Raw genomic sequence first — 12,172 nt, forward strand, 5'->3', positions numbered from 1 at the left:
CCACCAGCGTGAGCCCCCACCGTTCCGACCACCGAAGTGATGTACTAAGCAGAAACCCCCACCAAAAAGGCCTCGTCAAATGTTCCACCCATGAGCTAACCAGCAGCACACATTCGGTGCTGACCTGGCGCCTGGACACCCACGATCCCGAAGAACCCCGAGTGCCAGATGCTCCTTAGAAAGGAGGTGATCCAGCCGCACCTTCCGGTACGGCTACCTTGTTACGACTTAGTCCTAATTACCGATCCCACCTTCGACGGCTCCCTCCACAAGGGTTGGGCCACCGGCTTCAGGTGTTACCGACTTTCATGACTTGACGGGCGGTGTGTACAAGACCCGGGAACGTATTCACCGCAGCGTTGCTGATCTGCGATTACTAGCGACTCCGACTTCATGAGGTCGAGTTGCAGACCTCAATCCGAACTGGGACCGGCTTTTTGGGATTCGCTCCACCTCACGGTATTGCAGCCCTTTGTACCGGCCATTGTAGCATGCGTGAAGCCCAAGACATAAGGGGCATGATGATTTGACGTCATCCCCACCTTCCTCCGAGTTGACCCCGGCAGTATCCCATGAGTTCCCACCATTACGTGCTGGCAACATAGAACGAGGGTTGCGCTCGTTGCGGGACTTAACCCAACATCTCACGACACGAGCTGACGACAACCATGCACCACCTGTTCACCAGTGTCCAAAGAGTCCCGTATTTCTACGGTGTTCTGGTGTATGTCAAGCCTTGGTAAGGTTCTTCGCGTTGCATCGAATTAATCCGCATGCTCCGCCGCTTGTGCGGGTCCCCGTCAATTCCTTTGAGTTTTAGCCTTGCGGCCGTACTCCCCAGGCGGGGAACTTAATGCGTTAGCTGCGTCACGGAAACCGTGGAATGGTCCCCACAACTAGTTCCCAACGTTTACGGGGTGGACTACCAGGGTATCTAAGCCTGTTTGCTCCCCACCCTTTCGCTCCTCAGCGTCAGTTACGGCCCAGAGATCTGCCTTCGCCATCGGTGTTCCTCCTGATATCTGCGCATTCCACCGCTACACCAGGAATTCCAATCTCCCCTACCGCACTCTAGTCTGCCCGTACCCACTGCAGACCCGAGGTTGAGCCTCGGGATTTCACAGCAGACGCGACAAACCGCCTACGAGCTCTTTACGCCCAATAATTCCGGATAACGCTTGCGCCCTACGTATTACCGCGGCTGCTGGCACGTAGTTAGCCGGCGCTTTTTCTGCAGGTACCGTCACTCACGCTTCTTCCCTGCTAAAAGAGGTTTACAACCCGAAGGCCGTCATCCCTCACGCGGCGTTGCTGCATCAGGCTTCCGCCCATTGTGCAATATTCCCCACTGCTGCCTCCCGTAGGAGTCTGGGCCGTGTCTCAGTCCCAGTGTGGCCGGTCACCCTCTCAGGCCGGCTACCCGTCGACGCCTTGGTGAGCCATTACCTCACCAACAAGCTGATAGGCCGCGAGCCCATCCCAGACCGAAAAATCTTTCCAAACATGACCATGCGATCACGCCTCATATCCAGTATTAGACACCGTTTCCAGCGCTTATCCCAGAGTCCAGGGCAGGTTGCTCACGTGTTACTCACCCGTTCGCCACTGATCCACCAAGCAAGCTTGGCTTCACCGTTCGACTTGCATGTGTTAAGCACGCCGCCAGCGTTCATCCTGAGCCAGGATCAAACTCTCCGTAAAAGAAAAAAACCACAACCACCGGGAAAACGGCGACCGCAGCGAGTTCGAAACTGACCAAAGAGAAACATCATTACTGACGTATCCATCGCCAACCCCCGAAAGGATTGGTCTTTGATCCAAAGGAATTTCTCGCAATCCGAAGACCGACGAGGAATAAATTGGCATTTGACAAGTGCACGCTGTTGAGTTCTCAAGGAACGGACGCACCCACAGAAACGATCTCTCGACCTACCCGTGAGGCAGTTCACTTCTATTCGATCATTCGAACCTTGTGGTTCGCACCGTGGGACCTATCAAAAAGATCAGCGTCGTGCGGACCGGTCGAAGACCAGAACCACAACCTTACACCATACGGTGGGGCTGTGGGCGGTTCACCGCTTGAGACGAGGCGGGGCCTTTCGGCCGCTTCGCTCTCCCCTGTGGGGCGAACAGATAGAACACTACGTGGGATCCACTGACGTGGCGAATCCCCGCCCTCCCGGGCGTGTCGCGCTCCCCCCACCCGCGGAAACTCGCGGAGGGATGGCGGAGGCCGGACGACGGATCCGTTCGGCGTCGTGGGCCTGGGCCCGGGCTCAGGCCGTAAGTCGGAGCGCCGAGGTCAGGGCCTCGGCATCCGTGTGTCCACCGGTGAATTCGATCCCGCCGAAGAACATCGCACCGAGGACCAGCGCGAAGACGAACGCGATCGACAGGAAGAGCACGGCGACGCCGGCGAGGGTGATCAGGAGCGGAAGTCGGTTTGCCATGACCCGATCCTCCCCCGCGGGCTCGGTCGCACGCCAGGGCTTGCGAAGAACGACCGAAGGCCGGCTCCTCCGAGGAGGAACCGGCCTTCGGTGCGAGACGGATCAGCGTCCGGAGAGCTTCTCGCGAAGCGCAGCCAGCGACTCGTCGTCGGCGAGGGTGCCCTGGGCGGGCGACTCCGACGAGAACGATCCCCCGAACGAACCGGCGTCCGTCGGGTTGGCCGCCTCGGCCTCGAGGGCCTTGGCGACGGCGGTCTTGTGAGCCTCCCAGCGACCCTGGGCAGCGGCGTACTCCTGCTCCCACTGCTCGCGCTGAGCGTCGAAGCCCTCGAGCCATGCACCCGACTCGGGGTCGAAGCCCTCGGGGTACTTGTACTCGCCGCGCTCGTCGTACTCGGTCGCCATACCGTACAGCGCCGGGTCGAACTCGGTGCCGTTGGGGTCGACCGACTCGTTGGCCTGCTTGAGCGACAGCGAGATGCGGCGACGCTCGAGGTCGATGTCGATGATCTTGACGAAGACCTCTTCGCCGACCGACACGACCTGCTCGGCGAGCTCGACGTGCTTGCCCGACAGCTCGGAGATGTGCACGAGGCCCTCGATGCCGTCTGCAACGCGGACGAACGCACCGAACGGGACGAGCTTGGTGACCTTGCCCGGAGCGATCTGGCCGATCGCGTGGGTCCGGGCGAACACCTGCCACGGGTCTTCCTGCGTCGCCTTGAGCGAGAGCGACACGCGCTCGCGGTCGAGGTCGACCTCGAGGATCTCGACGGTGACCTCCTGGCCCACCTCGACGACCTCGGAGGCGTGCTCGATGTGCTTCCAGGAAAGCTCGGAGACGTGCACGAGACCGTCCACGCCGCCCAGGTCGACGAACGCACCGAAGTTGACGATCGACGACACGGTGCCCTTGCGGACCTGGCCCTTGTGCAGGTTGTTGAGGAACGTGGTGCGCGACTCGGACTGCGTCTGCTCGAGCAGGGCACGGCGCGAGAGCACGACGTTGTTGCGGTTCTTGTCGAGCTCGAGGATCTTGGCCTCGATCTCCTGACCGAGGTACGGCGTCAGGTCGCGGACACGACGCAGCTCGATGAGCGAAGCGGGGAGGAAGCCGCGGAGGCCGATGTCGACGATGAGACCACCCTTGACGACCTCGATCACGGAGCCGGTGACGACACCGTCGTTCTCCTTGATCTTCTCGACATCGCCCCACGCACGCTCGTACTGAGCGCGCTTCTTGGACAGGATGAGGCGACCTTCCTTGTCCTCCTTCTGGAGAACGAGGGCCTCGACGTGATCGCCGACGTTGACGACCTCGTTGGGGTCGACGTCGTGCTTGATCGAAAGCTCGCGCGAGGGGATGACACCCTCGGTCTTGTAACCGACGTCGAGGAGCACCTCGTCGCGGTCGATCTTCACGACGGTGCCCTCGATGAGGTCGCCGTCGTTGAAGAACTTCAGGGTCTTCTCGACAGCGGCGAGGAAGTCCTCGGCCGAGCCGATGTCGTTGATCGCGACCTGCTTGATAGCGGGAGCGGTCGTTGCGGTAGTCATGTAGTGGGTTGTCCTAGTTGGGTGTGGTGTCGGGCTCCGACTCCTGCGCCCCTCGGTCCGGCGGACCGGGGCCATCGCGCCGCCGCCCGCCGGAGGGCGAACGGATGCCACGAGTCGAAGCGAAGCGGATTGATCGTGCAATGTCACGGAACCGCTCGGAATCGAGCAGGCCCACGTGTGACATCTCAGTCTAACCCACCGAGCCATTCACGCTCGGCCCGATGCGAAATGCACGTCATACGATGTCGCACGTTCACCACGTCACCCCGCCGATTCGCCCGGGACCGGCGCTTTTGCGGGTCCCTCCGCACCACGCGCGCCCAGGTGGCATCCAGAATCACGTGCCAGGCTCCCGGTTCCGTGCCCGCAGAACGCGGGTCGGATGGCGATACCCGCGCCGTCCCCCCTCACGTGAAACCGGTTCTATGCGCTCTTCTTCGACGCCCACGTCCAACCGCCGTGACCGCCGCCTCGCCGCGCGTCGCACCCGTCGCCGGCCCGTGGCGACCACGGGTGCGCTGATGATCGGCGCGCTCGCGGCAGCGACCCTGACCGGCACCGCTCCGGCCGCCACCGCCTCGCCGGTCGACCTGTCCACCGCGACGTTCACCCTCGCGTCAGCCACGACTCCGACCGCGCTCGTCGCCGCCCACGGCACCGAGGTCGAGGAGGCGCGCACGGCGCAGTCCGCGGCCGGCACCTCGATGCGGGCCGCCTCCACCGTGCAAGCCGACATCGCGGCATCCGGACTGGACATCGGCCAGCCGGCCACGATCGACACCAGCGCTCTCGAGCACGCCACCGAACGGCTGCAGGCGGCGTCCGCGCTGCCCGCGACGTTCCTCCCCGATCTCGCCGACGACCTCACCGCCGCGACGGCGACCGTCGATCAGCGCGTCGCGGAGCTGCGCGGCAGCCTCGACGCCGCCGTGGCGAAGAAGGCCGCGGAGGAAGCGGCGGAGAAGGCCCGCCAGGAAGCCGAAGCGGCGGCTGCTGCCGCGGCGGCGAAGGCCGCCGAAGAGGCAGCCGCGGCCGAGGAGCGTTCCGCGTCGACGAGCAGCGGCGGCGGATCGCCTGCGCCGATCGCCACCGGCGGCGGCACGGGTGACAACAGCCCCGCGGGCGCCCAGGCCACCGCGCGCGTCATGGTGGCCGAGCGCGGGTGGGGCGACGATCAGTACTCGTGCCTCGTCTCGCTGTGGAACAAGGAGTCGGGCTGGAACTACCAGGCCTACAACGCCTCGAGCGGCGCCTTCGGCATCCCGCAGGCACTCCCCGGCAGCAAGATGTCCTCGGCCGGCGCCGACTGGCAGACCAGCGCCGCGACGCAGATCTCGTGGGGCCTGGGCTACATCTCGGGCCGCTACGGCGACCCCTGCGGTGCGTGGGGACACTCGCAGTCGACCGGCTGGTACTGAGACCCGCACGAAGCCCCGGACGCCTGCGCGGTGTCCGGGGCTTCGTGGCATCCGGGAACGAGAAGGCGCCGCGGATCAGCGCTTCATCGAGATGCCCGTGAAGTCGATCCACCAGCTCTTCGGCTGCTCGAAGCCCGTCACGGCTGCGGACATCGCGCGGGGGGCCGTGTCGTTGACCACGAAGAGCCATGCGGCGTCCTGGGTGACCAGGTGGCCGACCTGGGTCAGCAGCGCGGCGCGCTCCGTGTCATCGACCGTGACCAACGCCTGATCGTAGAGCGCCTCGGCCTCGGGATTGCAGTAGCCGAAGAAGTTCCCCTCGCACCCGAACCAGAAGCCCTTCCAGCTCGAGGGCTGCTCCAGGCTGAACGCTTGGTTGGCCGCCTGCCAGCCGGTGTCGCCCGCGCCGAGCTTGGCGTACATGCCGGAGAAGTCGACCGGCTCGAGAGTGACGTCGATGCCCACGGCCGAGAGCTGCGTCTGCAGGGCTTCGTTCATGGCCTTGGCCTGCATCGAGCCCGACCCCGCGGTGATGTAGCCGACCTTGACCGCCACGCCGTCGGGGTACCCCGCCTCGGCGAGCAGAGCCTTCGCCTTCGCGGGGTCGTAGTCGTACAGGTCATCGTCGGCGGTGTAGTACAGGCTCGCGCCGGCGAACATCTGGTGCGCAGGGACGGCCGTACCGTGCAGCAGGTCGTCGGCGATGGCATCCCGATCGATCGCGTAGTTCATCGCCTGACGGACCCGGATGTCGTCGAAGGGCTTCTCGCCCGTCATGAGCTGCCAGGACCACTCCCAATCGAAGGCGTTGCCGGTGGCGACGAACCCGGCCGACTCGAGACTGGCGAGATCATCGGGCTGGGCCGCCTCGATCCAATCCACACGTCCCGAACGCAGCGCCGCGGTGCGCGCCGACGGGTCGGGGATGAGTTCGACCGTGAGACGGTCGAGCGTGGGGACGCGACCCCAGTAGTCGTCGTTTCGCACGAACGAGATCGACTGGTTCTGCTGCAGTTCGTCGAATCGGAAGGGTCCGGTTCCGACCGGATGGGTCGCCTGGCCGGCGGATCCTGACTCCTCGAGCGAGGCGGGGCTGGCGAAGTAGACGTTGTACAGGTCGGCGAGGAAGAACGCGAACGGCTGGTTCAGCGTGAACGTCACCGTCATGTCGTCGACCTTCTCGACCGAGTCGACGAAGTTCAACACCGTGTAGTAGGTGATGAGCACCGGGTCGTAGTTCGGATCGTTCTCATCCATGTAACGGTCGATGTTGAAGATGAGGGCATCGGCGTTCCACGCGGTTCCGTCATGGAAGGTCACACCCTCTTGGAGGGCGAAGGTGTAGGTGAGGCCGTCATCGGAGACCTCCCACGAGGAGGCGAGCGCCGGGGCGACGCCGGCCGGGGCGTTCGGGTCGGACACGTCGCGTTTGGTGAGGCCCTCGTAGATGAGGTTTCCGATCAACCGCTGCCCCTCATAGCCGGCGGTCGTGATGGCCCCGGTGTCCAGGCTCGGGAAGGACGCCATCTGGGAGCCGACGACGAGCGTCTGATCGTCGCCGGCCGACGGCGTCGTGCTGCCTGCGCACGCCGACAACGTGAGCGCCGCAGCGAGAGCGACGGCGGCGCCGAGCAGCGCCCGACGCGGTGGGGAGGTGAGGGATCGCATGGTTCTCCTGTGGGTGGAAGCCACGTGACGACGCGGCCGGGCGGGTGATGTGGGGTGTGGTGCCTTCAGGCGGCGGGGATCGGGTGCCGCGCCGCCAGAAGCTCTCGGGTGTACGGATCCGACGGCGCGTGGAGCACGTCGACGGTGGGGCCCTCCTCCACCGCGCGGCCGCGGTTGAGGACGAGGAGGTCGTCGGCGATGTGTTCGACGACGGCGAGATCGTGGGTGATGAAGAACAGCGCGACGCCGAGCCCCGACTGCAGTTCGGCGAAGGTGTTGAGCACCTGTGCCTGGACCGACTTGTCGAGGGCGGAGACGGCCTCATCGCAGACGAGGAGTCGGGGGCGACCGGCAATGGCCCGGGCGATCGCGACGCGCTGCGCCTGCCCGCCGGACAGCTCGTGCGGGTATGCGTGGGCGTAGTCGCCCGACAGGCTGACCGTCTGCAGGAGGTCGTCGATCCGCGTCCGCCACTCCCGGCGAGCCACCCCCTGCGCCGCGAGCTGGAACATCAGGCTCTCCCCCACGGTGGCCGTGGGGTTCAACGCGTTGCGGGGGTCCTGGGGCACGAGTTGGAAGTCGCGCCGCGCCCGCCGCAGTTGCGACCTGCTGAGGGCGAACAGGTCGCGTCCGCCGAGCAGCACTGTTCCCGCGTCGGGCTTCATCAACCGCATGACGATGCGTCCGAGCGTCGACTTCCCGCTGCCCGACTCTCCGACCACGCCGAGGGTACGCCCGGGTTCGAGACGCAGATCGATGCCGTGGAGGGCGGTGAAGTCACCGAACGTCTTGACGATGCCGCGACCTTCGAGAATGGTGTTCACGACAGGAGCTCGCTTTCTGCGGTGACCGCGTGGCCCGGGGCTACGTCGACGAGGGGTCCCCACTCCCGACGAGATCGCACCGACTCGGGCACCACGGCCAGCTGGCCGCGCGGCACCTCGACGGACGGCTCCGCAGCCAGCAGCGCACGGGTGTACGCGTGACGAGGCGCGGCGAGAACGGACGGGGCGAAGCCGAGTTCGACGATCTGTCCGCCGAGCATGACGGCGACACGATCGTGCGGCTGTGACGCGATGCGCGCCGCGATGCCGATGTCGTGCGTGATGAAGAGGATCGCCGTGTGCAGACGCTCCCGGAGACCGTCGAGAAGGGCCACGACGTGCGCCCCCACCGACGCGTCGAGCGCGCTCGACGGCTCGTCCGCGACGATGAGCTCCGGCCCGCAGCTGATGGCGATCGCGATCGCGATCCTCTGACGCATCCCACCCGAAACCTCGTGCGGGTAGCACCGGATGACGCGGTGGGGATCGCGGATCTGAACCTGTTCCAGCAGCTCGACGGCGCGCCGCTTCGCCTCCGCCGTCGAGGAGACCTGCCGGTGCTGGCGCAGCGTCTCGATCATCTGCGAGCCGATCCGCCGCATCGGATCGAGCGCGGCGTTCGGATCCTGCGGCACGACACCGATCCGCCGGCCGTGCAGGGCCCTCAACGCGGCACGCGATCCGGTCACGAGGTCGACACCGTCGAAGAGGGCCGTTCCTGTGACCGTCGCGCTCGCGGGCGCGAGTCCGGTGATCGCTCGCGCGAAGACGGTCTTCCCGCTGCCGGACTCCCCCAGCAGGACGGTGACCTGCCCTCGCTCGAGACCGAGCCCGATTCCGTCGATGACCGTGGATGCGGCCTTCCCGGGCCGCGGGAAGGACACGCGGATGTCGCTCGCGTCGAGCACGAGGGGTACGGATGCCGCCAGACCTCCTGCCGGCACGTGCGGTGTCGTCGCACTCATGACAGGGCTCCCTTCCCGGCGATCGCGTCGCGGAGTCCGTCACCGATCAGGGGGAACAGCATCGACAGCGCGAGGATGACGACGACGGGCTCCAGGGCCAGGGCGATGTCGGTGTAGATGGCGGCCTGCATCTCGAACAGGATCGAGCCCAGTTCGGGCTGCGGTGACGGCACGCCCAGACCGATGAAGCCGAGACCGCCGGCGATGGCCACGTTCGCGCCCACGAGTGACGTGGAGTACGCGAGGACGGCAGGCAGCGCGACCGGAATGATCTGGCGCACGAGGATCGTGGCATCCGATGCTCCGCTCGACCGCGCCGCGGTGACGAAGTCGAGGTCTCGCACCCGCGCCACCTCGGTCTCGGCGATCCGCGCCACCGGCGCGATCCACACGAGGGTCAAGGCCAGGATCAAGGTGCCCAGTCCGACTCCGAGCGAGATCGCCAGCAGGAGAGCGAGCAGCACACCCGGGAACGCGAACAGAAGGTCGACCCCGCGCATGAGGACGGTGTTGACGGTTTTGTTCGCGAGGCCGGCTATGGTGCCGATCGCGAGTCCGAGGACGGTGGCGATCACGATCGGGACGACGCCCGCCACGAGAGAGGTCCGGATGCCGGAGAGCAGGCGGCTGAGCATGTCACGGCCCTGCGTATCGGTGCCGAGGACGTGTCCGTCGGTGAACAGCGGCAGCAGGCGGCGCGAGAGCTCGCCCGTGAGGGGATCGGCGATCGGCAGTAGCGGAGCCGCGGCGGCGAGCGCGGCGAGCGCGATGACGATGGTGAGTGCGATGCGGCTGCGCAGCGGCATCCGCCGCCAGAGCGATCGGCGCCGGAAGCGCGGCGCCGCCTCGACCGGCAGCTGTCGGGGTGGGAGAACGGAGGTCACGCGCGTCCCTTTCTGATCCGCGGGTCGAGCAGGGCGTTGACGACGTCCGCGAGAAGGAGGACGACGGCGAAGATGACGGCGATCAGCAGGGCGACCGCTTGGACGAGGGTGTAGTCACGGAGTCCGACCGACTGCACGACCAGGGCCCCCAGCCCCGGGATGCTGAAGATCTGCTCGACGAAGAGCGCGCCGCCCAGCATCGTGCCCACCTGGATCCCGAGCACGGTGATCATCGGCGGAAGGGCGTTGTGGTGCGTGTGCACGGCGATCCGCCAGGGGGCCAGGCCTCGCGCTCGGAGGGTGGGGAGCAGTTCGGAAGCGGAGAGGGTCGAGATCGAGGTCTTGAGCGAACGTGCCATCTGCGCCCCCGGCGCCAGTGCCAGGGCCAGCGCCGGCAGAGCCAGGTGGGTGAGGACGTCAGCGGGCGAGCCGTCGCCGCGCGTGCTGACTCCCCCGGCGGGGAAGATCGGCACCAGCACGGCGAACACGATGAGCAGCAGCAGGGCGACCGTGTACTGCGGCGCGGAGAGGAAGAGCGCCTCGATGCCGTCCACACCTCGACGCACCCCGCGCCAGCGGGAGGTCGCCAGGTTGCCCATCGCCAGTGCGAGGAGGACGGCGATGACACTCGCCGTCGCACCGAGGAGCAGCGTGTTCTGCAACGCCGGTCCGATGATGTCGGCGACGGGGCGCCCCTGGCTGTAGGAATAGCCGAGATCGCCGGAGAGGAGATGACCGAGCCAGATCGCGAACTGGACGGGCAGCGGCTGGTCGAGCCCCATGACGACGCGCAGACGATCGCGCTCTTCGGGCGTGCTGTCGGTGCCGAGGATCGCCAGGGCAGGGTCCCCCGGGATCGCTCTGATCGCGAAGAACACCACGATCGCGATGAACAACGCGGTGATCACTGTCATGGCGAGTCGTCCGGCGACGAGCCGCATGAGGCGATTTTGCGCTATGGCTTTGTAGTCCATAATTGGAATTATTAGGGAAGCCGTGTTACGCCCGGGTTTCTTGGCGATGAAAGAGTCGGGCACCGCTCGACGCCACGGGGACGCCGTTAGCATCGACACGTCTGAACGACGCGTCTCGCGTCCATCCCGCCGACGAAAGGACAGAGATGGCCCTGCGGCACGCGATCCTGGCAGCATTGTCCCGGGGGCGACCTCGGACCGGGTACGACCTCAACGCCAGCTTCAACGACGTCAACGACCGCGCCTGGCATGCGAGCCCGTCACAGGTGTATTCGGAGCTGGCGAAGATGGAGAAGCTCGGACTGATCGACATCACGGAGCGCACGGAACGGGGTCGGACGAGCTACGTCATCAACGACCGCGGCCTCGATGAACTCCGCAGGTGGCTCCTGCATGATCAGCCGGATCATGGCATCCGCGACGATGCGGCGCTGCGGCTGCTCAACCTCTGGGTGCTCGACCCCGCCGATGCGGACTATCTGCTCGATGCCGAAGTGACGTTCCAACGGCAACGCCAGTTCAGCCTCCGTCACCTCCTGCTTTCGTGGGACGAGGAGCGAGAAGACCCCGACAGTCCCGTGTGGCGCAGCCGCCGCGCCCTGTACACGCTGTGGCTGCGCCAGACGGACCTCATGCTCGACTGGCTCGAGGAGCTCCGGGCGATGCTGCACGACCCCGCATCGCCCGTGCCCGAGCTGCTGACGGGCGCCATCCCCGCGAAGATCTGACGCTCCGACACGCCCGCCCGTCTACCGGCCGACGATCGTCGCCATGTCGGCAGGCTGACGCCCGTAGCCGGGCGTGGTGAAGCGGCGCTCCCACGCGGCGTCCGGCGCGAGCAGCTCGCGCCACGGCGCGACCTCGACATACAGCACGCGCAGGGAGTCCAGGGCGGCGCGATGCAACGCCTCCCCATCGGTCGAGACGGCGTCCTCGGGGACGGCGACGTCGAAATTCTTCATCATCCCGGTGCGCGAGGTGGTCTCGACGCAGACGTTGGTCTGCAGGCCCGCCACGATCAGTCGCGTGACGTCGAGGTTGCGCAGGATCTGATCGAGGTCGGTCTGGAAGAACGCGTCCCAGCGGTGCTTCTCCATGACGATGTCGCCCGGAGCGGGAGCCACGGCATCCAGGATCGCGGAGCCCCACTCTTCTTCGGCCCCGATCGGCGATTCATCCGCGGGAGCGTCACGGAGCAGTCTCCGCATGCTGGGCGTCATGTCGGCACCGTCGACCCGGGAGGTCTGCCGCGTGTAGATCACCGGCACTCCGGCGTCCCGCGCGGCCTCGAGAAGAGCCGCGCACTCGGCGACCACCCGGTCGAACTCCCAGATGGGCGGCCACCCGAGAGCGCTGCGCCGCTCCTGCTGCAGGTACATGTTCTGCATGTCGATCATGATCAGCGCGGTGCGCGAGGTCATGGCATCCCCAA

At 66.3% G+C, this 12,172-nt stretch carries 10 protein-coding genes and 1 rRNA gene; 2 read left to right on the plus strand and 9 right to left on the minus strand.

Annotation, left to right across the window (positions count from 1 at the left end; genetic code table 11):
- Positions 1-179 precede the first annotated feature (179 nt).
- The 3 genes from QE392_RS14080 to rpsA all read right to left on the minus strand — a co-directional run bounded on the left by QE392_RS14080 (position 180) and on the right by rpsA (position 4,007).
- Positions 180-1,701 (minus strand): 16S ribosomal RNA (locus QE392_RS14080).
- Between the two features lie 575 nt (positions 1,702-2,276).
- Complete coding sequence (locus tag QE392_RS14085) at positions 2,277-2,450, minus strand: hypothetical protein (protein WP_307452809.1); 174 nt, start codon at positions 2,448-2,450, stop codon at positions 2,277-2,279.
- Positions 2,451-2,552: 102 nt separating this feature from the next.
- The gene (gene rpsA / locus QE392_RS14090) at positions 2,553-4,007 is read right to left on the minus strand and encodes a 30S ribosomal protein S1 (protein ID WP_307452811.1); all 1,455 of its coding nucleotides are present in this window, start codon (positions 4,005-4,007) and stop codon (positions 2,553-2,555) included.
- 425 nt (positions 4,008-4,432) lie between these two features.
- Between rpsA and QE392_RS14095 the strand changes: the two genes are divergently transcribed.
- Complete coding sequence (locus tag QE392_RS14095) at positions 4,433-5,425, plus strand: lytic transglycosylase domain-containing protein (RefSeq protein WP_307452813.1); 993 nt, start codon at positions 4,433-4,435, stop codon at positions 5,423-5,425.
- A 75-nt stretch (positions 5,426-5,500) separates the two neighbouring features.
- Here the strand turns inward: QE392_RS14095 and QE392_RS14100 are convergent, their stop codons facing one another.
- The 5 genes from QE392_RS14100 to QE392_RS14120 all read right to left on the minus strand — a co-directional run bounded on the left by QE392_RS14100 (position 5,501) and on the right by QE392_RS14120 (position 10,707).
- Entirely contained in the window at positions 5,501-7,093 is a 1,593-nt protein-coding gene (locus tag QE392_RS14100) for an ABC transporter substrate-binding protein (RefSeq protein WP_307452814.1), read from the minus strand.
- A 65-nt stretch (positions 7,094-7,158) separates the two neighbouring features.
- Positions 7,159-7,917 carry an ABC transporter ATP-binding protein gene (locus tag QE392_RS14105; protein ID WP_307452816.1) on the minus strand — a complete coding sequence of 253 codons (759 nt, stop codon included), beginning with the start codon at positions 7,915-7,917 and terminating at the stop codon, positions 7,159-7,161.
- Positions 7,914-8,882 carry an ABC transporter ATP-binding protein gene (locus tag QE392_RS14110; RefSeq protein WP_307452818.1) on the minus strand — a complete coding sequence of 323 codons (969 nt, stop codon included), beginning with the start codon at positions 8,880-8,882 and terminating at the stop codon, positions 7,914-7,916. The genes QE392_RS14105 and QE392_RS14110 overlap by 4 nt, the downstream gene beginning before the upstream one ends.
- Positions 8,879-9,766, minus strand: a complete 888-nt coding sequence (locus QE392_RS14115; protein WP_307452820.1) for an ABC transporter permease — start codon at positions 9,764-9,766, stop codon at positions 8,879-8,881. Before QE392_RS14115 ends, QE392_RS14110 begins: the two co-directional genes overlap by 4 nt.
- Entirely contained in the window at positions 9,763-10,707 is a 945-nt protein-coding gene (locus QE392_RS14120) for an ABC transporter permease (protein WP_307452823.1), read from the minus strand. The genes QE392_RS14115 and QE392_RS14120 overlap by 4 nt, the downstream gene beginning before the upstream one ends.
- Positions 10,708-10,886: 179 nt before the next feature.
- Between QE392_RS14120 and QE392_RS14125 the strand changes: the two genes are divergently transcribed.
- Positions 10,887-11,468 (plus strand): PadR family transcriptional regulator, encoded by a 582-nt coding sequence (locus QE392_RS14125; protein ID WP_307452825.1) that lies wholly within the window; start codon positions 10,887-10,889, stop codon positions 11,466-11,468.
- A gap of 21 nt (positions 11,469-11,489) precedes the next feature.
- On the opposite strand, the gene QE392_RS14130 is transcribed toward QE392_RS14125, so the two are convergent.
- Positions 11,490-12,161, minus strand: coding sequence for a cysteine hydrolase family protein (locus QE392_RS14130; protein WP_307452827.1), 672 nt, complete (start codon positions 12,159-12,161; stop codon positions 11,490-11,492).
- Positions 12,162-12,172 lie beyond the last annotated feature (11 nt).

Origin of the sequence: Microbacterium proteolyticum (assembly GCF_030818075.1) — a bacterium.
Classification (GTDB): domain Bacteria; phylum Actinomycetota; class Actinomycetes; order Actinomycetales; family Microbacteriaceae; genus Microbacterium; species Microbacterium proteolyticum_A.

Coding starts and splice junctions, on each gene's coding strand:
- QE392_RS14085 (WP_307452809.1), bottom strand. CDS start 2,450: ATGGCAAACCGACTTCCGCTCCTGATCACCCTCGCCGGCGTCGCCGTG.
- rpsA (WP_307452811.1), bottom strand. CDS start 4,007: ATGACTACCGCAACGACCGCTCCCGCTATCAAGCAGGTCGCGATCAAC.
- QE392_RS14095 (WP_307452813.1), top strand. CDS start 4,433: ATGCGCTCTTCTTCGACGCCCACGTCCAACCGCCGTGACCGCCGCCTC.
- QE392_RS14100 (WP_307452814.1), bottom strand. CDS start 7,093: ATGCGATCCCTCACCTCCCCACCGCGTCGGGCGCTGCTCGGCGCCGCC.
- QE392_RS14110 (WP_307452818.1), bottom strand. CDS start 8,882: ATGAGTGCGACGACACCGCACGTGCCGGCAGGAGGTCTGGCGGCATCC.
- QE392_RS14120 (WP_307452823.1), bottom strand. CDS start 10,707: ATGCGGCTCGTCGCCGGACGACTCGCCATGACAGTGATCACCGCGTTG.
- QE392_RS14125 (WP_307452825.1), top strand. CDS start 10,887: ATGGCCCTGCGGCACGCGATCCTGGCAGCATTGTCCCGGGGGCGACCT.
- QE392_RS14130 (WP_307452827.1), bottom strand. CDS start 12,161: ATGACCTCGCGCACCGCGCTGATCATGATCGACATGCAGAACATGTAC.